Here is a 21,754-nt window from a genome sequence, read left to right as displayed (position 1 = left end):
CCTAGCGGGATTTTTCGAAAGGTTTCACAAATGTGATTCTAGGCTCTTTCACCGGCCCTTCGACACGGTAGTGCACGCTGGCGAAGCGCGACACACGGTCCCCGATGAGCCGGTCGACCAGGAACAGCGCCCCGCCCACGGCGGGAGCGCCGACAATCAGGGCCGCCAGCGGCAGGTTGTTGGTCACCGGCAGGCTCACCTGTAGATTGGCATCGACCCGGTCGCGTGCCAGGTCCAGGGTACCGTCCAGCTCGAAGTTGCTCGACGGGCCGGTCACTGTGATGGGCTCGCGGGTCACGTAGACACCGTCACTGGCCACCAGCAAGCCTTTGACCCGGTCATAGGCCAGGCCCTTGTCGAACAGGTCGGAGAAGTCCAGGCGCAAGCGCCGGCCGATGGAGTTGAAGTTCAGCAGGCCGAACACCCGCAGCGCCTGGGCACTACCTTCGACCTCGACGAACTGGCCGGTGCGCAGCGCTGCGTCCATGCTGCCCGAGAAGCGCTTGAGGCTCACCGAGGCCGGCGAACCCGGCCAGCGGCCATCCACATCCAGGCGGAAGTCGCGGCTGGTGGCAGTCGGGGCAAAGCCCCAGGCCTTGAGTACATCCGCCAGGTTCTTGCCGTCCAGGCGCCCCTTGTACCAACTGCTGGTGCTGCCCGGTTCGCCTTCCCAGCCGCCACCACCATCGATACGCAGGCCCTTGAAGTCAAGGTCGATGTCGCTGGCGGTCACGCCACGCGCGGTCGGCCGCAGCTTGAGCGACACACTGCCATACAGGTCGTCACCGCGATAGAGCTTGTCGATGCTCAGGTCCAGCGCCGGCACCTTGCGCGGGTCGAACGAGGCAAGCGGGTCCGGGCCTTCCTCGGCCTGCTTTTCAGCGGCGCTGGCGGCAGGCAGGCGCAAGGTCTGCATGCGCACGACCATGGGCGCACCCTTGGCATCCGGCACCCGGGCGTTGCCGATGACCTCCTTGCTGTCGAGGCGCAGATCCCAGGCCGGGCCACCACGCGCCAGGCGCACCACGGCCTGGTTCAGGTCCAGACCAAAGGCTTTCAGCTGGCCGATGCTCAGGTCGACACCTTGCAGGTTCTGCCGCGCGCTACCGCCCGGGTCGTCGCCGGCCAGGCGCGCCGCCTGCTCCTGCCAGGGCCCCAGGTCCAGCGTCTCCAGGCGCCCGCGCACTCGCAGGCCCTGGCCGGCAGGCACCTGGGCGTCACCGGCGCCCAGCAGCAACTCGCCACGGCCCTGGCCCAGCTTGTCGGCCGGTGCGGCGTACGCTAAGCGGGCAAGGTCGGTGTAGGCGACGTCGAAGCGCCGCTCCGGCCCCTGCAGGGTCATGCTGAAACGGGTGTCACGGGTATCGCCCGCCGTCTTGCCGAAGGGCGCCGGCAGGTCGATGGCCAAGCCCTTGAGGCTGGAATCGACACGTAGGCGGTTTTCCCGGCTACCCAGGCTGACCTGCAACCGGTACGGCAGGTCGCCGGAAGCCGGCAAGGCCTGCTTGAACTGCAGCCATTCGGTCAGCGCCTTGAGCGATACCCGGCCATTGGCGTTGATGCGGGTCTGCATCTGCCCTGGCTGGCCTTCGGCGGTAATTTGCGCCGTCACCGGCTTGCCGAAGGCCTGCAGGCTGATGCCCTTGCCGCTCAGGCCCTTGTCGAAATCGAAATTGAAGTCCCCCTTAAGGCGGCTCAACTCCAGGCTCGGCGGCGCAACTTTCAGCCGCGCATCATTGGTGGCAAAGTCCACCTGTACTTTCGGCCGCTGCCCCCGGGCCAGCGGAATGTCGAGCTTGACCTTGCCCTTGAGCGGCCCCTCGCCCTCCCACCCGGCGAAAATCTCGCCAGTGCCGATTGGCGCTTCCTTGAGAATCTTCAGGCCATCGCCCAGGCTGCCGTCGAAGTCGCCATCGAGGTACAGGTGGCTTTGCTGGCCCTCGTCGACATGCGGAATATCGACGCTCACGTCACTGACATTGGTGTCGAGCAGTACGCCACGTTGGGCCCTGATGCGCACGCCACTGTCCTCGATGAACACATCGCCATCCACGTGCTGCACTTGCGGCCAGCCCGGCTGGAAGTCCAGGGCGGCATCACGCACCTTGAAAAACAGGCTGATACTGCGGGCTTCTGGCGCGACGCCATGGTTCAGCGAGCCTTGGTACTGGAAGTAGCCTTCGTCCACCGTACCTTTGACAATCGCGCTGCGCAGCCATTCGTCGAGGGCCGGGCTGAGCACCTCGGGCAGGTACTTGGCGGTGTAGCGACCATCGCCTTCGGTCAGGCCGACGCGCAGGTCCATGTAGTCCTCGCGGCCCTCGTCGAACAACAGGCGGATGAGGAAGTCACCGGCAATCTTGCCCTCCTCGCCCAGTACCTTGAGGTAAGGCGCGACCAGGGTGAAACCTTCCTTGTCCAGGGCCCAGGTCAGGCGCGCATTGGCCTTCTGGTAGTGCCAGGGTTTGGCGAAGATCGGGTACAGGTGCAGCATGAACGCCTCGGTATCCAGGCGCAGTTCGCCATGACCAAGGTCACCGCTGATGCTGCCGCTGACATTACCGGCTGCCGGGGCATTGTGATAGGCATCGAAACCGACCTTCTCCAGGTTGGCCTCGAACTGCAGGCGCTTGTCCCCCTCGGCCTTGGGCCGGGCTTCAAGGCGCACATTGCGCAGCGCGCCGGTCACGTTCAGGCCATCGACCACGGCCATGACCTTGTCCGGCAGCGGCGCGAGGGCATCGATCACCGGGGTCAACGGCGTAAGGTCGAGGCGGTCGGCCTGCACTTGCCAGCTTTCCGCAGCTGCATCCTCGCCGGGGCGCTGCTGCAATTGCAGGTGCGACTCCCAACGGGTCTTGCCGATATCCATGGCCAGGGAGTCGACCACCACATCGAAGCCTTGCTCCCGGCGCTGGAACCAGGCGCCCAGGGCCAGGTTGTTCAGCCTGGCCGCCTTGCGCCCGGCATAGGCACCGTGCAGCTCCGGTGCATTGAGGCGTACGACGGCCTGCTGCAACTGCCCCTTGCTCCAGTCGACCCAGAACTCGCCGCCCGCCCGCAGGGCGTCGGCATGCCACTGACCCAGCAGGCGTGGCGGCAGCCACCGCGCCCAGTCACTCTGTGGCAGGCTCAGGTAGGCTTCGACCTGGCCGTCGCGCCAGGCATTGGCCGAGGCACGGCTGCGCAGGTTCAGCGACAGGGGTTGGCCATCGGGCAGGGTCGCGCGCAGGTCCAGGGCGTGGCGCGAAGCTCCGGCCTGCAGGCCGACGCTCACATAAGTCAGGGTCAACGGGTCACGCTGCCAGGGGTGCAGGGTGACCTGGCTGTCGAACACATCGATGCGGCCCAACTGGCGCAGGCGCTGCAACAACTCGGCGGGATCGAGCGGCGCATCGTCCTTCTTCGGCAGGCCTTCGAGGCTCCAGGCGCCCTGTTCGTTCTCGCGCAGGATCAGTTGCAGGCCGCCCAACTGAATGCGTGCCAGGCGCACTTCTCGGGTGGTGAGGCTGGCCCAGACATCAGGCACCACCTTGACGTCGTCCAGGCGCAGGGCCGCGGCCCCCTCGCCCAGTTGCAGGTCGCGCACCCGCAGCACCGGTGCCAGGCCGCTCCAGCGGCCTTCCAGGGCACCGATGTGTACGGGCAGGCCTAAAGCCTGCTCGGCCTTGCTCTGCACATCGGCGCGATACTCGGCCACCAGTGGCACCAGTTCGCGGCCAAGGCTGACATACAGCGCTACCAGTACCGCCAGCAGAGCGCAAATGCCCAACCCCCAGCGGGTCAAGGCGACAAGAACGCGGGTCAGACGTCCCATGGCCATTGCCCTCCAGGTCGTTTATCCATGATGGCCCGTCGTCCCGGTTTTTCCAGCCCGGGCCACCCGCGGCGCGTTTCAGTAGGCGTCAGAGCAGCACCACATCGTATTGTTCCTGCGAATACATCGACTCCACCTGGAAACGAATGGTTCGGCCGATGAAGGCTTCCAGTTCCGCTACGTTACCGGACTCTTCATCCAGCAGCCGGTCGACCACCTTCTGGTTGGCCAGCACGCGGTAGCCTTCGGCCTGGTAGGCACGGGCCTCACGCAGGATCTCGCGGAAGATTTCGTAACAGATTGTCTCGGGGGTTTTCAGCTTGCCACGGCCCTGACAGGCCAGGCAGGGCTCGCACAGCACCTGTTCCAGGCTTTCCCGCGTGCGCTTGCGAGTCATCTGCACCAGGCCCAGTTCGGTGATGCCGATGATGTTGGTCTTGGCGTGATCGCGCTCGAGCTGCTTTTCCAGGGTACGCAACACCTGGCGCTGGTGCTCTTCGTCTTCCATGTCGATGAAGTCGATGATGATGATGCCGCCGATGTTGCGCAGGCGCAGTTGCCGGGCGATGGCGGTGGCAGCCTCGAGATTGGTCTTGAAGATGGTCTCTTCGAGGTTGCGATGGCCGACGAAAGCGCCGGTGTTCACATCGATGGTGGTCATTGCTTCAGCCGGATCGACCACAAGGTAACCACCAGACTTGAGCGGTACCTTGCGCTCCAGCGCGCGCTGGATCTCGTCCTCGACGCCGTACAGGTCGAAGATCGGCCGTTCGCCCGGATAGTGCTCGAGGCGGTCGGCGATTTCCGGCATCAGTTCGCCAACGAACTGCGTGGTCTTCTGGAAGGTTTCCCGCGAGTCGATGCGGATCTTCTCGATCTTCGGGTTGACCAGGTCGCGCAGGGTACGCAGGGCCAGGCCCAGGTCCTCGTAGATGACCGTGGGCGCGCCGCAGGTCTTGATCTGGGTACCGATCTGTTCCCACAGGCGGCGCAGGTAGCGAATGTCCTGCAAGATCTCTTCGGCGCGGGCGCCTTCGGCCGCGGTGCGCAGGATGAAGCCGCCGGCGTCCTTGATGTTCTCGCTTTCCATGCAGTCGCTGACCACTTGCTTTAGGCGTTCGCGTTCGGCTTCGTCTTCGATCTTCAGGGAAATGCCGACATGGCTGCTGCGTGGCATGTACACCAGGTAGCGCGACGGGATCGACAGCTGGGTGGTCAGGCGCGCGCCCTTGCTGCCGATCGGGTCCTTGGTTACCTGTACCACCAGGGCCTGGCCTTCATGCACCAGGGCAGTGATGTTCTCTACTGCCGAGCCTTCACGCTGGGAAATTTCCGAGGCGTGGATGAACGCCGCGCGCTCCAGGCCGATGTCGACGAAGGCCGCCTGCATGCCCGGCAGCACGCGTACCACCTTGCCTTTGTAGATATTGCCGACGATGCCCCGGCGCTGGGTGCGCTCGACGTGCACTTCCTGCAGCACCCCGTTTTCCACCACCGCCACGCGCGATTCCATCGGGGTGATGTTGATCAGGATCTCTTCACTCATGGCAGGCTCTCGTCAAGGGTATTCGGTAATGATGGATCGCGTATGCAATGCTGGCTACCGCTGCTTTGTTACCTCTGGCATATGCGCGGGCAATTGCCAGCAGGCGATGCCAAACTGGCCAAGCAGGTCGGCCGTTTCACTGAGGGGCAAGCCGACAACCGCCGAGTAGCTGCCGGAAAGGCCGGTGACGAACACCGCGCCCAGACCCTGGATGGCATAGCCGCCGGCCTTGTCCGCCGGTTCGCCGCTGGCCCAGTAGCGTTGCGCTTCGTCGGCGCTGATCGCACGGAAGCGCACCTTGCTGGTAACGCACAGGCTTTGCACGCGTTGGCCGTCGCTAAGGGCGACTGCGGTCAGTACCTGGTGCTCACGCCCCGAAAGGTCGGCCAGCATGGCCAAAGCATCTTCGCGGTTATCCGGCTTGCCGAGAATACGACCATCGAACACCACGGCAGTGTCTGCGCCCAGCACCACAGCCGGGCCCTCTACGCTGGCCAGGCCGGCGGCAGCCTTGGCCCTGGCCAGGCGCTCGACGTAGGCCGTGGCGCTTTCATCGGGTAGCGGGGTTTCATCGATGGGGGCACTGACGACACTGAACGGCACACCGATCTGGGTCAGCAGTTCACGCCGACGGGGCGAGCCGGAGGCCAGGTAAAGTGGGTTCATGCAGACATCTCCCTGTCAGTCGCGGCGGCGCCGTCAGTTGATATGCAAGCGTCGACGCAGATCGCGCAAGGCGAAGCTGATCCACGGCCAGAGCAAGGCGCTGATCACCGCCGACCAGACCAACGCCAGGGTGGGCAGGCGGTTGCCGGTCAGCGCGCTGAGCCACAGCTGGATCAGCTGGGCGATACCGAAGATCACCAGGATCACCAGGCTTTGCTGCCACAGGGGGAACATGCGCAGGCGCTGCTGCAAGGACAGCACCAGGAAGGTGATGAGGGTGAGGATCAGCGCGTTCTGCCCCAGCAGGGTGCCGTACAGCACATCCTCGGCCAGGCCCAGCACGAACGCGGTGGTCATGCCGACCTTGTTCGGCACGGCGAGGGTCCAGAACGATACCAGCAAGGCCAGCCACATGGGCCGGAACACGTCCATGAACTGCGGCATGGGCGAAACGCTGAGCAGCAGGCCGATGGCGAAAGTCAGCCAGATGACCCAGCCGTTGTTGCGGCGTGATACAGCCATCATTGCCTCCGGGTGTGAGCGGGTGCGGCAGCCGGCGTAGCTGGTGCGGCCGCCGGGGCTGCAGGCTGAGCAGCCGGGGCCGCAGGTGTAGCCGGCGCGGTAGGCGCGGCAGGCGCCGGCGCACTGTGCTCGCCCGTCGCGGCCTGCTGGCCTGGAGTGGCGGCGCCCTTGCGGTCAGCCTCTTCCTGGGCGATGCCGGCATCGGTTGCACGCTGCTCCGGGGTACGTCGGTCACTGAACACCAGCAGCATGTAGCGGCTGCGGTTGAGCGCGGCGGTGGGGATGGCGCGAACGATGGCAAACGGCTGGCCGGAATCGTGAATCACTTCGTTGACCGTGGCCACCGGGTAGCCGGCCGGGAAACGTTGCCCCATGCCGGAACTGACCAGCAGGTCGCCTTCCTTGATGTCGGCGGTATCGGCCACATGGCGCAGTTCCAGGCGCTCCGGGTTGCCGGTGCCGCTGGCAATGGCGCGCAGGCCGTTGCGGTTGACCTGCACCGGGATGCTATGGGTGGTATCGGTCAGCAACAGTACCCGCGAGGTGTACGGCATCAGCTCGACCACCTGGCCCATCAGGCCACGGGCATCGAGCACCGGCTGGCCCAGAAACACGCCATCACGCTCGCCCTTGTTGATCAGGATGCGGTGGGTGAAGGGATTGGGGTCGACACCGATCAGCTCGGCCACTTCAACCTTTTCGTTGACCAGCGCCGAGGAGTTGAGCAACTCGCGCAGGCGCACGTTCTGCTCGGTCAGGGCCGCCAGCTTCTGCAGGCGCCCCTGCAGCAGCAGGGCTTCGGTCTTGAGCTTTTCGTTTTCGGCGATCAGTTCGGTGCGGCTGCCAAACTGGCCCGCCACACCTTGCCACGCACGCTGCGGCAGGTCGGTGATCCAGTACGACTCCATCAGTACCAGGCCCATCTGGCTGCGCACTGGTTTGAGCACGTCGAAGCGCGCGTCGACAACCATCAACGCGACCGACATCACCACCAGGACGAGCAGGCGAACGCCCAGCGAAGGGCCCTTGGAGAAAAGCGGTTTAATGGGCCGTTCCTCGTGGACGACTCAGGAGGTCATTGGACATGGGACAACGCACCAGCCTGGTTGCGGGTTGACGGATACGGCGCCCCGAACGGGCGCCAGCCCAGCACATACAGGTAGCACTGTGCGTACTACCTGTAAACCGGGCGCTCGTGAACAGCGAGCGGAATCACTCGCTGGAGAGCAGGTCCATCGCGTGCTTGTCCATCATCTCCAGGGCGCGACCGCCACCACGGGCGACACAGGTCAGCGGGTCTTCGGCAACGATCACCGGCAGACCGGTTTCCTGGGCCAGCAGCTTGTCCAGGTCACGCAACAGCGCGCCACCACCGGTCAGCACCAGGCCGCGTTCGGCGATGTCCGAGGCCAGCTCGGGCGGCGACTGCTCCAGGGCACTCTTGACCGCCTGGACGATGGTCGCCAGGGATTCCTGCAGCGCTTCGAGCACTTCGTTGGAGTTCAGGGTGAAGGCACGCGGTACGCCCTCGGCCAGGTTGCGGCCGCGCACGTCGACTTCGCGTACTTCGCCGCCCGGGTAGGCGGTACCGATTTCCTGCTTGATGCGCTCAGCGGTGGACTCGCCGATCAGGCTGCCGTAGTTGCGGCGCACGTAGGTAACGATGGCTTCGTCGAAGCGGTCGCCGCCAACGCGGACGGATTCGGCATAGACCACGCCGTTCAGGGAGATGAGCGCGATTTCAGTGGTACCACCACCGATATCGACAACCATCGAGCCGCGGGCTTCCTCGACCGGCAGGCCGGCACCGATGGCGGCGGCCATCGGTTCCTCGATCAGGAACACTTCACGGGCACCGGCACCCAGGGCCGACTCGCGGATGGCGCGGCGCTCGACCTGGGTCGACTTGCACGGCACGCAGATCAGCACGCGCGGGCTCGGCTGCAGGAAGCTGTTCTCGTGAACCTTGTTGATAAAATATTGCAACATTTTTTCGCAGACGCTGAAGTCGGCGATGACGCCGTCCTTCATCGGACGAATGGCAGCAATGTTGCCAGGCGTACGGCCCAGCATGCGCTTGGCTTCGGTACCGACGGCGACGACGCTTTTCTGGTTGCCATGGGTACGGATGGCAACAACCGAGGGCTCATTCAGGACGATACCGCGCTCACGCACGTAAATAAGGGTGTTGGCAGTACCCAGGTCGATGGACAGATCGCTGGAAAACATGCCACGCAGTTTCTTGAACATGGGAAAGTGACCCTGGGGAAAGCGTGGGTAAAAAAGTGCGGCAAACTCTAACAATGGCAGGGATTTTGGGCAAGGAGCCAATATGTTAAATTGGCTGTTTTTCCGAGCAAGCCAGCAGAATTTCGCGGCCGTTAGACCGCCAGAAAGCTGACATGTTCCTCACCACGGACCCGAATTCCGGTCTTTGTTTCCCCTGGAGATCCCCATGGCGCTTGAACGCTGCGATGTGGAAAAGATCGCCCATCTGGCCCGTCTGGGCCTGAATGATGGCGAACTGCCACGCATTACTGACGCACTGAACAGCATTCTCGGGCTGGTCGACCAGATGCAAGCGGTCGACACTACTGGCATCGAGCCACTGGCCCACCCCCTGGAGGCCAGCCAGCGCCTGCGTCCCGACCAGGTCACCGAAAGCAACCAGCGCGACGCCTACCAGGCCATCGCGCCGTCGACCGAAAGCGGTCTGTACCTGGTTCCCAAAGTCATCGAGTAAGGGATAGAGCCTGCCATGCATCAATTGACCCTGGCCGAGATCGCCCGCGGACTCGCCGACAAGTCGTTTTCCTCCGAAGAGCTGACCGGCGCCCTGCTGGCGCGCATCAAGCAGCTCGACCCACAGATCAACAGCTTCATCAGCGTCACCGAAGAGCTGGCCCTGGGCCAGGCGCGTGCCGCCGACGCCCGTCGCGCCGCTGGCGAAACCGGCGCGCTGCTGGGTGCCCCGATCGCCCACAAGGACCTGTTCTGCACCAACGGCGTACGCACCAGCTGCGGCTCGAAGATGCTCGACAACTTCAAGGCGCCGTACGACGCCACCGTGGTTGCCAAGCTGGCCGAAGCCGGCATGGTCACCCTGGGCAAGACCAACATGGACGAATTCGCCATGGGTTCGGCCAACGAATCCAGCTACTACGGCGCAGTGAAGAACCCATGGAACCTCGAGCACGTTCCGGGCGGCTCGTCGGGCGGTTCGGCCGCAGCAGTGGCTGCGCGCCTGCTGCCAGCCACCACCGGCACCGACACCGGCGGTTCGATCCGCCAACCGGCGGCACTGACCAACCTTACCGGCCTCAAGCCGACCTACGGCCGCGTGTCGCGCTGGGGCATGATCGCCTATGCCTCCAGCCTCGACCAGGGCGGCCCGCTGGCCCGCACTGCCGAAGACTGCGCCCTGCTGCTGCAAGGCATGGCCGGTTTCGACGCCAAGGACTCCACCAGCATCGAAGAGCCGGTGCCGGACTACAGCGCCAACCTGAATGCTTCGCTGCAGGGCCTGCGCATCGGCCTGCCGAAGGAGTATTTCGGTGCCGGCCTCGACCCACGCATCGCCGACCTGGTCCAGGCCAGCGTCAAGGAGCTGGAAAAGCTCGGTGCGGTGGTCAAGGAAATCAGCCTGCCGAACATGCAGCACGCCATCCCGGCCTACTACGTGATCGCCCCCGCTGAAGCCTCGTCCAACCTGTCGCGTTTCGACGGCGTGCGTTTCGGCTACCGCTGCGAAAACCCGAAAGACCTGACCGACCTGTACAAGCGTTCGCGTGGCGAAGGCTTCGGTGTCGAAGTGCAGCGCCGCATCATGGTCGGTACCTACGCCCTGTCGGCCGGCTACTACGACGCCTACTACGTGAAGGCGCAACAGATCCGCCGCCTGATCAAGAACGACTTCATGGCCGCTTTCAACGACGTCGACCTGATCCTCGGGCCGACCACGCCGAACCCGGCCTGGAAGCTCGGCGCCAAGAGCAGCGACCCGGTCGCCGCCTACCTGGAAGACGTCTACACCATCACCGCCAACCTGGCGGGCCTGCCGGGCCTGTCGATGCCGGCCGGCTTCGTCGATGGCCTGCCGGTCGGCGTGCAGCTGCTGGCGCCCTACTTCCAGGAGGGCCGCCTGCTCAACGTCGCGCACCGCTACCAGCAAGTGACCGACTGGCACACCCGCGCCCCCAACGGCTTCTGAGGAATTCACACATGCAATGGGAAGTTGTGATCGGGCTGGAAATCCACACTCAGCTCGCCACCCAGTCGAAGATCTTCTCCGGCAGCGCCACCACCTTCGGCTCCGAGCCGAACACCCAGGCCAGCCTGGTTGACCTGGGCATGCCCGGCGTACTGCCGGTACTGAACCAGGAAGCCGTACGCATGGCGTGCATGTTCGGCCTGGCCATCGATGCCGAGATCGGCAAGCGCAACGTGTTCGCGCGCAAGAACTACTTCTACCCGGACCTGCCCAAGGGCTATCAGATCAGCCAGATGGACCTGCCGATCGTCGGCAAGGGCCACCTGGACATCGCCCTGGAAGACGGCACCATCAAGCGCATCGGGGTTACCCGCGCACACCTGGAAGAGGACGCCGGCAAAAGCCTGCACGAAGACTTCAGCGGCTCCACCGGCATCGACCTGAACCGTGCCGGCACCCCGCTGCTGGAAATCGTCTCCGAGCCTGACATGCGCAGCGCCAAGGAAGCCGTGGCCTACGTCAAGGCGATCCACGCGCTGGTGCGTTATCTGGGCATCTGCGACGGCAACATGGCCGAAGGCTCGCTGCGTTGCGACTGCAACGTGTCGATACGCCCGAAAGGCCAGGCCGAGTTCGGCACCCGCTGCGAGATCAAGAACGTCAACTCGTTCCGCTTCATCGAGCGCGCGATCAACAGCGAGATCCAGCGCCAGATCGACCTGATCGAGGACGGCGGCAAGGTGGTACAGGAAACCCGCCTGTACGACCCGAACAAGGACGAGACCCGCTCCATGCGCAGCAAGGAGGAAGCCAACGACTACCGTTACTTCCCCGACCCCGACCTGCTGCCGGTGGTGATCGAGGACAGCTTCCTCGAAACCGTCCGCGCCGGCTTGCCGGAACTGCCGACGCAGAAGGTCGAGCGCTTCCAGAGCCAGTACGGCCTGTCGGCCTACGACGCCAACGTGCTGGCCTCCAGCCGCGAACAGGCAGACTACTTCGAGGAAGTGGTGAAGATCGGTGGCGACGCCAAACTCGCCGCCAACTGGGTCATGGTCGAACTGGGCAGCCTGCTGAACAAGCTGGGCATCGAGATAGACCAGGCACCGGTCAGCGCCGCTCACCTGGGCGGAATGCTGCTGCGTATCCGCGACAACACCATCAGCGGCAAGATCGCCAAGACTGTGTTCGAGGCCATGGCTGCCGGTGAAGGCGATGCCGACAGCATCATCGAAAGCAAGGGCCTGAAGCAGGTCACCGATACTGGTGCGATCGACAAGATGCTCGACGAAGTGCTGGCGGCCAACGCCGAGCAGGTCGAACAGTACCGCGCAGCCGACGAGGCCAAGCGCGGCAAGATGTTCGGCTTCTTCGTCGGCCAGGCGATGAAAGCCTCCAAAGGCAAGGCCAACCCGGGGCAAGTGAACCAATTGCTCAAGGCCAAGCTCGAAGGGTGATTTGAAAATGCGGCGAGGGCCCTGCCCTCGTTCGCGGGCTTGCCCGCTCCCACAGGTACTGCGCCGCTTTCACAGGCGGTGATATACCTGTGGGAGCGGGCAAGCCCGCGAATGGCTGCACTGGAGACCTCCTGACTTGCTAAAACGATCCCTGAGCACCCTCGCCCTCTTCACCCTGCTGGCCGGCTGCGCCAGCCAGGACGTCGACCCCGACGGCTACGACAAGACCGGCACTGCTTCCTATTACGGCGCTCGCCACCACGGCAAACGCACCGCCAGCGGCGAACCGTTCAACCAGCATGGCCTAACCGCCGCTCACCGCAGCCTGCCCTTCGGTACCCGGGTTCGGGTGACCAACCTGGCCAACCAGCGCAGCGTAGTGGTGCGCATCAACGACCGTGGCCCACATACCCGCGGCCGCCTGATCGACCTGTCACGTGCCGCCGCAGAAAAAATCGGCATGATCCGTAGCGGAACCGCGCGCGTGCGAGTACAAGGGCTTAGCGACTGACGCGACAGGAGTCCGACCATTTTCGACCTCGCCACCCTTCCCACCTTCAGCCTCCTGCAACTGGGTATCGCCCTGCTGTTGCTGGTCGGGGGTGCCGAACTGCTGGTGCGCGCAGCCCTGCGCCTGGCCCAGCGCCTGCACGTACGCCCGCTGATCATTGGCCTGAGCCTGGTGGCTTTCGGCAGCACTGCGCCACAAATGACCGTGAGTCTGCAGGCCGCTTACCAAGGCGCGCCGGATGTAGCGGTAGGCAGCGTAATCGGCAGCAATATCTTCAACGTACTGGTCATTCTCGGCCTGGCCGCATTGATCATCCCGCTGCGCGTGTCGCGGCAACTGGTGCGCCTGGACATTCCACTGATGATCGTCGCCAGCGGCCTGGTCTATGCGTTATCCGCCAATGGCCACCTGGGGCGGGTCGAAGGGGTGTTGCTGCTGATCGGCCTGGTCGGCTACCTGGCGATACTCTGGCACCAGTCGCGCCACTATGCACGCACCTACCCCGCGCCGACCGCCGTCACAAACGGCGCCGGGCGCTTCTGGTCGGGCACCCTGCTGCAGGTGCTGGCCGGCCTGGGCCTGCTGAGCCTGGCGGGCCATTTGTTGCTGGAGGCCGCCGTAGAGTTGGCCACCGACCTGGGTCTGTCCGAGCGCATCATCGGCCTGACCGTCGTTGCCATCTGCACCTCCCTGCCGGAACTGGCCGCCGCGCTGATCGCCGCCCTGCGGGGTGAACGGGAAATCGCCGTAGGCACAGTGATCGGCAGCAACCTGTTCAACCTGCTTGCCGTGCTGGGCCTGACCGCAGTGGTCACTCCCGAGCCGCTGTCGATCTCGCCCAATGCCCTGGCCTTCGACCTGCCGGTGATGCTCGGTGTTGCCGCGCTGAGCCTGCCGGTGTTTTATTCCGGCTATCGCATCACCCGCGCCGAAGGCCTGGTGTTCCTCTGCCTGTACCTGGCCTATGGTCTGCACGTGGCGGCGTTTACCATGGGCATGCCACTGGCCGGCCGCCTGGAGCGGTTGATGCTGTTCTATGTACTGCCGGTGCTCGCCATGGTGTTGCTGTACACCACAGTGCGCGCCTGGCGCCGCCAACACTAAGGAAAACAACATGGCTGATAACCAGAAGACCGGCGAACAGATTCGACGTCAGGTAATGGGCGATGCGTTCGTCGACCGCGCTTTGGGCAACGCCACCGACTTTACCCAGCCACTGCAGGACTTCGTCAACGAACATGCCTGGGGCAGCGTGTGGGCCCGCGACGGGCTACCGTTGAAAACCCGCAGCCTGATTACCCTGGCCACGCTGACGGCACTCAAGTGCCCGCAGGAACTCAAGGGGCATGTGCGCGGGGCATTGAACAATGGCTGTACAGTGGAAGAGATTCGCGAAGCGCTGCTGCATTGCGCGGTGTATGCGGGGGTGCCGGCGGCGATCGATGCTTTCCGTGCAGCGCAGGAAGTGATCGACAGCTATCAAGGCTGATTCAGCCTTTTTCAGGCCCGGCCTCTTCGCGGGTAAACCCGCTCCCACAGGTACCGCACAGCTTTCGGAGCCTGCGTAATCCTGTGGGAGCGGGTTTACCCGCGAAGAGGCCAGTACGGTGTTACCTACCTGGCCTGGCGAGCCTTCTTCATCTTGAAGGCCACCCACAGCACCAGGATCCACCCAGGAATCAGCATCACCGAGATGCGAATCGGCGGGGTCAGGTACATCACCACCAGGATCAGCACGATGAACGCCAGGCACAGGTAGTTGGTGACCGGGTGCCCCCAGCTCTTGTAGAACGGGGTAATCCCGGCCGCCAGCTTGGCCTTGCGGAACTTCAGGTGGGTAATGCTGATGCTCGCCCAGTTGATCACCAGCGCCGATACCGCCAGGGCCATCAGCAAACCAAAGGCCTCACCCGGCATCAGGTAGTTGATCAGCACGCACAGCCCGGTGGCGAAAGCCGACACGCCCAGGGCGGTCAGCGGTACGCCGCTACGGCTTACCTTCAGCAACTGACGCGGTGCGTCGCCCTGGCTGGCCAGGCCGAACAGCATGCGGCTGTTGGCGTACACGCAGCTGTTGTACACCGACAGTGCGGCCGTCAGCACCACGATATTGAGGATGGTCGCCACCAGGTCACTGTCCAGTTCGTGGAAAATCATCACGAACGGGCTGCCACCCTGCACCACCTTCTGCCACGGGTACAGCGACAGCAGCACTGCCAGGGCACCAATGTAGAAGATGAGGATGCGGTACACCACCTGGTTGGTGGCTTTGGGGATGCTCTGGCGCGGGTTGTCAGCCTCGGCGGCGGTTATACCCACCAGCTCCAGGCCGCCGAACGAGAACATGATCACTGCCAATGCCATCACCAGGCCGGTGACGCCGTTGGGGAAGAAGCCGCCATACTGCCAGAGGTTGGCCACGCTGGCGTCCGGGCCGCCATTGCCGCTGGCCAGCAACCAGGCGCCGAAGCCGATCATGCTGACGATGGCCACCACCTTGACCAGGGCGAACCAGAACTCCATCTCGCCGTAGACCTTCACCTGGGTCAGGTTGATCAGGTTGATCACCACGAAGAAGATCGCCGCCGTGGCCCACGTGGGGAAACCGGGCCACCAGTACTGCACATAGATACCCACCGCCGTCAGCTCGGCCATGCCGACCAGCACGTATACCACCCAGTAGTTCCAGCCCGAGACGAAGCCAGCGAACTCGCTCCAGTACTGGTGGGCGAAGTGGCTGAAGCTGCCGGCCACCGGCTCTTCCACCACCATTTCGCCTAGCTGGCGCATGATCAGGAAGGCCATCAGGCCGGCAATGGCATAGCCCAGCAGCACGGAGGGGCCGGCCAGCTGGATGGTCTGGGCGATGCCCAGGAACAACCCGGTACCAATGGCCCCGCCCAGCGCGATCAGCTGGATATGGCGATTCTTCAGCCCGCGCTGTAACCGCTCGGGCGTGCTCTGGTCTTGCATGAAGTGTCCTTTAGCTCAGTGAGGCTGTGTTTTTTGTGTTGTTTGCAGTCAAGGATCTAGATCCATCCGCCCCACTGCAAGATGAAAATACCAATGTTGGTGGTGATCGCCGCCATTAGCGTGGTAATCACGATGATCGACGCCGCCAGCTCATGGTTACCCTTGGCCGCCCGCGCCATGACGTAGCTGGCCGCTGCGGTCGGGCTGCCGATATACAGGAACAGGATGCCCAGCTCGGCCCCACGGAAGCCGCATAGCCAGGCGCCGAGGGTACCGAGCAGCGGTAGCCAGACCATCTTCGCCAGGCTGGCGTCGATGGCCAGCCGGCCACTGTCGCGCAGCGCCGCCATCGACAGCGTGCCGCCGATGCAGATCAGCGCCAGTGGCAGGGTCATCTGCGCCAGGTAGTCGCCCGAGGTCAGCAGCCAGTTGGGCAGCGGCACCTGGCCGTAGGCCATGGGCGTGGCCACCAGCACACTGATGATCAGCGGGTTGCTGAAAATGCTCTTGCAGATGCTCCACGGGTCGGACTTCAGGTCCGGGCTGTAAACCGCCAGCACAACCGCCGACAGCGAGTTGTACAGGAGGATGACCAGACCGGCGAGCACCGCACCCAGGGAAATACCGTAGTCGCCGTACAGGCTGGCGGCCAGGGCAAGGCCGATTACGCCGTTGTTGCCGCGAAATGCTCCCTGCGTATAGATGCCCCGGTCGGCCGCCGGGCAGCGCCAGATGGCCAGGCCCCAGGCAATGGCGAAACCGACCAGGGTGGCGACGATGAAATAGAGGAGGACCCCGGGCTTGACCGCCGTGGCCAGGTCAGCGTGGTAGATGCCGAGGAACAACAGCGCCGGCATGCACACGTTGAACACCAGCTGTGAGGCAACGCGGTTGAAATTGTCGTCGATCAGGCGGATACGTTTGAGCAGCACGCCCATGAACAGCATGGCGAAGACCGGTGCCGTGATGTTCAGTGTCTGGATAAGAAGGGCGAGCATGCGCAAGCGATCCTGGAGGGGTTGCCGTTAGGCGGCTAATGATACGCCAACGGCCGGGACTTGCGGGGATCGCGGGGTAATACAGAGAAATTTCTGTCAGTACCAGCCTCTTCGCGGGCTTGCCCGCTCCCACAGGTATTCCACAAGCCCAAGACCTGTGCAGTACCTGTGGGAGCGGGCGAGCCCGCGAAAGGGCCGGTACAAGCCCGGCAGGAATCAGCGCCGAACCGGGCGCTTCTGCAGTTTGCGCTGCAAGGTCCGCCGGTGCATGCCCAGCGCCCGCGCAGTGGCCGAGATGTTGCCCTCGTGCTCGTTCAGCACGCGCTGGATGTGCTCCCACTGCAGGCGGTCGACCGACATCGGGTTTTCCGGCACCAGGGTATCCAGGTCGGTGTGCTCCGACAGCAAGGCCGCCAGCACATCGTCGGCATCGGCCGGTTTGCACAGGTAGTTGCAGGCACCGCGCTTGACCGCCTCCACCGCGGTGGCGATGCTGGAGTAGCCGGTCAGGATCACCACGCGCATTTCCGGGTCCAGCTCCAGCAGCTTGGGCAATAGCACCAGCCCGGAGTCGCCGTCCATCTTCAGGTCCAGCGTGGCGTAGTCCGGCAGGTCCTGCTGGGCCAGGATCAACCCTTCCTCGGCAGAGCTGGCAGTGCTGACGCGGAAACCTCGGCGGCTCATGGCCCGGGCCATGACCCGGGTGAAGGTGGCATCGTCATCCACCAGCAGCAGGTGCGGCAGCTCTTCGCCTTCGACCTGGTTTTCTTCGCTCATCATTCATCTCCTCGCTTGCCATAGGGCAGGCGCAGTTCGGTCAGGGTGCCACCCTGTTCATGACTATAGAGTTTCACCGAACCGCCCGCACGGGTCACGCTGGCCTTGCTCAAGAACAGGCCCAGGCCGAAGCCTTTGCCTTTGGTGGTAATGAAAGGTTTGCCGATCGCTTCGGCGATGGCCGGCGGCACGCCGGGGCCATGGTCACGGATGCTGATGACAATGTCATGGGTGTCCCAGTCCAGACGCACTTCAAGCTCATCGGGGCAGGCATCGGCGGCATTGTTCAACAGGTTCAGCAGTGCCTGGGTCAGGTCCGGTGGCGGGGTCAGCCGCGGCACCTGGCCGTCGCGCAGGCGCTGGAAGCGGTAGCTGGCTTCCGGGCGCATCAGGTGCCAGCGGTTGAGCGCGTCGTCCAGCCAGGCCGTCACGTCCTGCTCCACCACGGCCAGCCGGCGGTTGGCTTCGGCGGCACGGACCAGCTGTTGCAGGGTTTCCTTGCACAGCTTCACCTGGTCCTGAAGGATCTGCAGGTCTTCCTGCAGCAGCGGGTCGGCGTGGTCCTGGCGCATTTCGTTCAGTAGCACGCTCATGGTCGCCAACGGCGTGCCCAGCTCATGGGCGGCGCCGGCTGCCTGGGTGGCCACGGCCAGCAGCTGCTCGTCGCGCAGGCTCTCTTCCCGCCGCTCGGAACGCAGCTGCTCCTGGCGGCGCAGCTCTTCGGCCATGCGCGCGGCAAAGAAGGTGATCACCGCGGCAGCCAGGGCAATGCTCAACCACATGCCATAGACCTGCATCTTGTCCCGCGCCATCGGCAGGCCTTCGAGCGGGTAGAACTGCACCAGCAACAGGCTGTAGGCGGTCAGGGCAATACCGGAAAGGATCAGCGAATAAAGCCATGGCAAGGTGACTGCGGCAATCGCCAGCGGCACCAGGTAATACGACACGAACGGGTTGGTCGAGCCGCCGGAGTAATACAGCAAGGCACTGTGAATCAGCAGGTCGCAGGCCAGTTGCAGGGCATACTCCAGCTCGGTAACCGGCAACGACAGGCGCAGGCGCAGGGCGGTGAAGGCACACAGCAGTGAAGACAAGGCCAAGGTGCCGGCCAGCGACAACCAGGGCAAGGGCAGCAGTTCGGTCCAGTAGGCGACACCCACGGAGCCGGCCTGGGCAGCCAGGACCAGAACCCGAATGACGGTCAGGCGCCAGAGGTTCTGGCGGGTAGCGGACAGCGGTTGTACGGCGGCGAGCATGAGCTCTCCTGATGAGTGCTCCAGAAAAATCGGCTGGAGTATACCGAAGCCGGGCGCCCTGCTGCAGCGATGCGGCAAAGCGCCACACTTTGTCACAGGTTGATGATGGCACTTTTGAACCCACTACACTGTTGCCGGTCTGATGGGCCATGCGTGGGATGGATGATCACAACCCACGCCTTATTTTGCCAAGGAGTACCACATGCAAATCCCACGTCGCGGCACCGCCCTGATCCTGTCCTGCGGCCTGCTCGCCAGCCTGCCGGCGCTGGCGGCCGATGAGCCACGTTACAACCAGGTCTCGCTGCGTGCCGAAGTCAGCAAGGAAGTGCCACGCGACCTGATGGTCGTGACCCTGTACAGCGAAGCGCAGAACACCGACCCGGGCAAGCTCGCCAAGCAGATCACCGAAACCATGAACAAGGCCGTGCAGCAGTCGCGCCAGGTCAAGGACGTGAAAATCAGCCAGGGCAGCCGCAACAGCTACCCGGTGTATGACAGCAAGGGCCAGAAAATTACCGGCTGGCGCGAACGCGCCGAACTGCGCCTGGAAAGTGCCAACTTCCCGGCCCTGTCGCAACTGACTGCCGACCTGCTGCAAGAGCTGAAGATGGGTGGCATGGACTTCTCCATCGCTCCTGCCACGCGCAAGGCCAGCGAGGATGCACTGCTCAAGGATGCAGTGGATGCGTTCAAGGCGCGCGCGCAACTGGCTACCGAGGCGCTGGGTGGCAAGGGTTACAAGGTGGTCAGCCTGAACCTCAACAGCAGCGGCTACCCACGCCCGTACCTGCGCAGTGCGCCGATGGCGATGAAGGCCATGGGGGCTGATGAAGCAGCGCCGGCGCCGGATATCGAGGCCGGGACCAGCGAAGTGAGCATGAATGCCGATGGCTTGATTGAAGTGCAGATGCCTTAACAGGTCCACTAAACACCTGCGGGAGCGGGCATGCCCGCGAAAAGAACACTGCGGCGGATGGCACGGGCTTCGCCCGTGTTCGCGGGCGAGCCCGCTCCCACAGGGATCGCGTCAAATTCCGGACTTTCAGTCATTTCCTACGCACCAAAAAGGCGCTTCCTACACTAACCCCCTCCTCGAAACATCCCGTAAAAAGCCATCATTTTGCCTGCGCAAACGTTTAACTTCGCTGAAAGTTATACCAATGCGACATTCATGTACGTGCGTACCACTTTTCTGGCGCCAATCATCCGCCTCCATATTGCATTGGCAATTTCCCTGCATAAGTATCCGCAGGTCGGCTCACGAGGCCGCCTCAATCGAAAAATGACAACAATGAGGCCATCATGCTCAAACACGCAGTCATTCCGTTCCTGCTAGGTGCAGGTTTGCTTTCCGGCGCACCGTCGGCCCTCGCTGCATCGAACCTGGTGTTCTGCTCCGAAGGCAGCCCGGCCGGCTTTGACCCGGGGCAATACACCACAGGAACTGACTTCGACGCCTCGGCCGAGACCGTATTCAACCGCCTGACCCAGTTCGAACGTGGCGGCACTGCAGTCATCCCCGGTCTGGCGACCAAGTGGGAAGTCTCCGATGACGGCAAGACCTACACCTTCCATCTACGCGAAGGGGTCAAGTTCCACACCACCGACTACTTCAAGCCCTCCCGCCCCTTCAACGCCGACGACGTGCTGTTCACCTTCAACCGCATGCTCGACAAGAACCACCCGTTCCGCCAGGCCTACCCCACCGAGTTCCCGTACTTCACCGACATGGGCATGGACAAGAACATCGCCAAGGTGGAGAAGCTCGACGAACACACGGTCAAGTTCACCCTCAATGAAGTCGACGCCGCGTTCATCCAGAACCTGGCCATGAGCTTCGCCTCGATCCAGTCCGCCGAATACGCCGACCAGTTGCTCAAGGATGGCAAGGCCGCCGACATCAACCAGAAGCCGATCGGCACCGGCCCGTTCGTGTTCAGCAAGTACCAGAAGGACGCGCAGATTCGTTTCAAGGGCAACAAGGACTACTGGCAACCCGATGACGTGAAGATCGACAACCTGATCTTCGCCATCACCACCGACGCCTCGGTGCGCATGCAGAAGCTGAAGAAGAACGAGTGCCAGGTCACCCTGTTCCCGCGTCCGGCCGATATCGAACCGCTGAAGAAAGACCCCAAACTGAAAATGCCTGACCAGGCCGGCTTCAACCTCGGCTACATCGCCTACAACGTGATGGACAAGGTCAAGGGCAGCAACGAGGCCAACCCGCTGGCCCAGCTGAAAGTGCGCCAGGCGCTGGACATGGCCGTGGACAAGAAAAAGTTCATCGAGTCGGTCTACCAGGGCGCCGGCCAGTTGGCCGTCAACGCCATGCCGCCAACCCAGTGGTCCTATGACGACAGCATCAAGGACGCGCCATTCGCCCCGGAAAAGGCCAGGCAGCTGCTCAAGGAAGCCGGCATCAAGGAAGGTACCGAAATCACCCTGTGGGCGATGCCCGTGCAACGCCCGTACAACCCCAATGCCAAGCTGATGGCCGAGATGCTGCAATCCGACTGGGCCAAGGTCGGCATCAAGGCGAAGATCGTCAGCTACGAATGGGGTGAATACATCAAACGCTCCAAGGGTGGCGAACAGGGCGCCATGCTGATTGGCTGGAGCGGTGACAACGGTGACCCGGACAACTGGCTGGGCACCCTGTACGGCTGCGATGCCATGAACGGCAACAACTTCTCCAAGTGGTGCTACAAGCCCTACGACGACCTGATCAAGCAAGCCAAGGCTACCCCGGACCAGGCCAAGCGCACCGAGCTGTACCAGCAGGCACAGCACATCCTCAAGGAGCAGGTGCCGATCACCCCGATCGCCCACTCCACGGTGTATCAGCCCATGAGCGCCAAGGTGAAGGATTTCAAGATCAGCCCGTTCGGCCTGAACTCCTTCTACGGCGTCAGCGTGGACAAATAGGCTAGCCAGGGCACCCGCCGAGCGGGTGCCCCGCCAACCTCCTACCCCTTCATGTCGTCCCGCCGCTACCCGCAGCGGGGTCGGCGAACT

At 63.7% G+C, this 21,754-nt stretch carries 18 protein-coding genes; 8 read left to right on the top strand and 10 right to left on the bottom strand.

The window, feature by feature from the left end; translation table 11 throughout:
- Window position 1 precedes the first annotated feature (1 nt).
- The 6 genes from CAF70_RS08490 to mreB all read right to left on the bottom strand — a co-directional run bounded on the left by CAF70_RS08490 (window position 2) and on the right by mreB (window position 8,801).
- Window positions 2-3,823 (bottom strand): YhdP family protein, encoded by a 3,822-nt coding sequence (locus tag CAF70_RS08490; protein ID WP_085623966.1) that lies wholly within the window; start codon window positions 3,821-3,823, stop codon window positions 2-4.
- Between the two features lie 82 nt (window positions 3,824-3,905).
- Window positions 3,906-5,363 carry a ribonuclease G gene (rng, locus tag CAF70_RS08485; RefSeq protein ID WP_085623964.1) on the bottom strand — a complete coding sequence of 486 codons (1,458 nt, stop codon included), beginning with the start codon at window positions 5,361-5,363 and terminating at the stop codon, window positions 3,906-3,908.
- 54 nt (window positions 5,364-5,417) lie between these two features.
- Window positions 5,418-6,029, bottom strand: coding sequence for a nucleoside triphosphate pyrophosphatase (locus CAF70_RS08480; RefSeq protein WP_085623962.1), 612 nt, complete (start codon window positions 6,027-6,029; stop codon window positions 5,418-5,420).
- Window positions 6,030-6,062: 33 nt separating this feature from the next.
- On the bottom strand, window positions 6,063-6,551 hold the full coding sequence (gene mreD / locus CAF70_RS08475; protein WP_085623960.1) for a rod shape-determining protein MreD: 489 nt from the start codon (window positions 6,549-6,551) through the stop codon (window positions 6,063-6,065).
- Window positions 6,551-7,537, bottom strand: a complete 987-nt coding sequence (mreC, locus tag CAF70_RS08470; protein ID WP_371915944.1) for a rod shape-determining protein MreC — start codon at window positions 7,535-7,537, stop codon at window positions 6,551-6,553. Before mreC ends, mreD begins: the two co-directional genes overlap by 1 nt.
- A gap of 226 nt (window positions 7,538-7,763) precedes the next feature.
- Window positions 7,764-8,801 (bottom strand): rod shape-determining protein MreB, encoded by a 1,038-nt coding sequence (gene mreB / locus CAF70_RS08465; RefSeq protein ID WP_003255163.1) that lies wholly within the window; start codon window positions 8,799-8,801, stop codon window positions 7,764-7,766.
- A gap of 205 nt (window positions 8,802-9,006) precedes the next feature.
- Between mreB and gatC the strand changes: the two genes are divergently transcribed.
- The 6 genes from gatC (at window position 9,007) to CAF70_RS08435 (ending at window position 14,218) form a co-directional block, all read left to right on the top strand.
- Window positions 9,007-9,294, top strand: coding sequence for an Asp-tRNA(Asn)/Glu-tRNA(Gln) amidotransferase subunit GatC (gene gatC, locus CAF70_RS08460; RefSeq protein WP_003255165.1), 288 nt, complete (start codon window positions 9,007-9,009; stop codon window positions 9,292-9,294).
- A gap of 15 nt (window positions 9,295-9,309) precedes the next feature.
- Complete coding sequence (gatA, locus tag CAF70_RS08455) at window positions 9,310-10,761, top strand: Asp-tRNA(Asn)/Glu-tRNA(Gln) amidotransferase subunit GatA (RefSeq protein ID WP_085623956.1); 1,452 nt, start codon at window positions 9,310-9,312, stop codon at window positions 10,759-10,761.
- A gap of 11 nt (window positions 10,762-10,772) precedes the next feature.
- A complete protein-coding gene (gene gatB, locus CAF70_RS08450) occupies window positions 10,773-12,218 on the top strand; it encodes an Asp-tRNA(Asn)/Glu-tRNA(Gln) amidotransferase subunit GatB (protein ID WP_085623954.1) in 1,446 nt (481 codons plus the stop codon).
- Between the two features lie 136 nt (window positions 12,219-12,354).
- Window positions 12,355-12,729, top strand: a complete 375-nt coding sequence (locus tag CAF70_RS08445; RefSeq protein WP_085623952.1) for a septal ring lytic transglycosylase RlpA family protein — start codon at window positions 12,355-12,357, stop codon at window positions 12,727-12,729.
- Between the two features lie 60 nt (window positions 12,730-12,789).
- Window positions 12,790-13,833: a calcium/sodium antiporter gene (locus CAF70_RS08440; protein ID WP_085623950.1), complete on the top strand. Its 1,044-nt coding sequence runs from the start codon at window positions 12,790-12,792 to the stop codon at window positions 13,831-13,833.
- Between the two features lie 10 nt (window positions 13,834-13,843).
- Window positions 13,844-14,218 carry a carboxymuconolactone decarboxylase family protein gene (locus tag CAF70_RS08435; protein ID WP_085623947.1) on the top strand — a complete coding sequence of 125 codons (375 nt, stop codon included), beginning with the start codon at window positions 13,844-13,846 and terminating at the stop codon, window positions 14,216-14,218.
- A 125-nt stretch (window positions 14,219-14,343) separates the two neighbouring features.
- On the opposite strand, the gene CAF70_RS08430 is transcribed toward CAF70_RS08435, so the two are convergent.
- The 4 genes from CAF70_RS08430 to CAF70_RS08415 form a co-directional block, all read right to left on the bottom strand.
- Window positions 14,344-15,702, bottom strand: coding sequence for an amino acid permease (locus tag CAF70_RS08430; RefSeq protein ID WP_085623945.1), 1,359 nt, complete (start codon window positions 15,700-15,702; stop codon window positions 14,344-14,346).
- A 56-nt stretch (window positions 15,703-15,758) separates the two neighbouring features.
- A complete protein-coding gene (locus CAF70_RS08425; protein WP_085623943.1) occupies window positions 15,759-16,700 on the bottom strand; it encodes an AEC family transporter in 942 nt (313 codons plus the stop codon).
- Between the two features lie 216 nt (window positions 16,701-16,916).
- Window positions 16,917-17,477, bottom strand: coding sequence for a response regulator transcription factor (locus CAF70_RS08420; protein ID WP_025337806.1), 561 nt, complete (start codon window positions 17,475-17,477; stop codon window positions 16,917-16,919).
- Window positions 17,477-18,733: an ATP-binding protein gene (locus CAF70_RS08415; RefSeq protein WP_085623940.1), complete on the bottom strand. Its 1,257-nt coding sequence runs from the start codon at window positions 18,731-18,733 to the stop codon at window positions 17,477-17,479. Before CAF70_RS08415 ends, CAF70_RS08420 begins: the two co-directional genes overlap by 1 nt.
- 202 nt (window positions 18,734-18,935) lie before the next feature.
- Here CAF70_RS08415 and CAF70_RS08410 point away from each other — a divergent pair, with 202 nt between their 5' ends.
- Both CAF70_RS08410 and CAF70_RS08405 read left to right on the top strand, forming a co-directional pair.
- Complete coding sequence (locus tag CAF70_RS08410) at window positions 18,936-19,652, top strand: SIMPL domain-containing protein (RefSeq protein ID WP_085623938.1); 717 nt, start codon at window positions 18,936-18,938, stop codon at window positions 19,650-19,652.
- Between the two features lie 386 nt (window positions 19,653-20,038).
- Window positions 20,039-21,664, top strand: a complete 1,626-nt coding sequence (locus CAF70_RS08405; RefSeq protein ID WP_085623936.1) for an ABC transporter substrate-binding protein — start codon at window positions 20,039-20,041, stop codon at window positions 21,662-21,664.
- Window positions 21,665-21,754: the final 90 nt, after the last annotated feature.

Source organism: Pseudomonas sp. B19(2017), from assembly GCF_002113165.1.
Classification (GTDB): domain Bacteria; phylum Pseudomonadota; class Gammaproteobacteria; order Pseudomonadales; family Pseudomonadaceae; genus Aquipseudomonas.
This window is presented reverse-complemented; position numbering and strand designations above follow the sequence as displayed.